We start from the raw sequence: 1058 nt of genomic DNA on the forward strand, positions 1-1058 counted from the left end.
TTAAAAAGTTCTTCCGCCACTGTCCAACGCCCGCTTTCAGGAAAGTGTTCAAAGCTTTGTCCATTTTTGGCCCACATGAATGCATCCACATAATCTTGTACTGTCATACTGTGAGTTGCAGCCCACTCATTCAATTTTTGAGTGACCTCATTATCAATTTTTAATGGGTCTGCTGCAATTTTAGTAATGAATTCCTTATCAACATAAACCTTATTGGCAATCGAATGATGAATGATTTCCACAAAGAGTTGATTTTCCATCTCAACAAGTTTAGCCCCATATTTACCTACAGCTTTCTTATCGTCCTCGGTGAAAAAGATATTCCCGGAGGCAGTGATGCTAAAAGGGGTTTCCCTGGCGAAATGTAGTTGATGGGTGGCTTTGGCTAAGTTAATCGCTTGTTTTAGTTTGGTATCCGCAGCAATTAGCTCCATATGATGCCGAATCATATTTCCTACTCCAGCACTTAATTCTGGAATTTGTTCGTTTACTTCATCCAAATCTTCCCTTAGGTTGTGGTATGTTTGTAAGTCTCTGCCATGCAGTTGTTGGGACACGCCATCATAAATGATGTTTTGCATTTCAATTAAGCTTTGTATTTCCGCCTCATCTTGTTTGATCATTTTCGTGAGCTCTTCATAAACCTCAACATCATGACCCAGGTGATTTAAGATAAAATTAGATCGCTCTTGAATTGCTTTATCGAGTCTTTCAACTTCATCTTTTATAAGTGTTAATTGAATTGTGTCTTCTTCAGATAAGTTATTTACTAACAGATGGTTAATTTTATCCGCAATTTGTGAGGCATTTCGTTCCATTTTGTGTAATGTTTTTGTTAATCGACGGACATGCCCCTGATACTCTTCTTCCTTCTCGCTGAGTTCGCTCATCTGAGCAATAAAATGTTGTAATGATTTTAATAGATTAGATTGCCCATCATTACCAACAAAAGGTTTTCCATTTTCATCTACATTAATACGATGCATGGTGGAAACGCCACTACTTGGATTACCAAAGGTAATTTCGCCATAATAACGTTTCTCAGAGGGATCCATACC

At 38.0% G+C, this 1058-nt stretch carries 1 pseudogene; it reads right to left on the reverse strand.

Annotation, left to right across the window (positions count from 1 at the left end):
• Positions 1 to 1058, reverse strand: a pseudogene (locus EKG34_RS18795) (hypothetical protein); the annotation flags it as partial.

Source organism: Legionella longbeachae, from assembly GCF_004283175.1.
Classification (GTDB): Bacteria; Pseudomonadota; Gammaproteobacteria; order Legionellales; family Legionellaceae; genus Legionella; species Legionella longbeachae.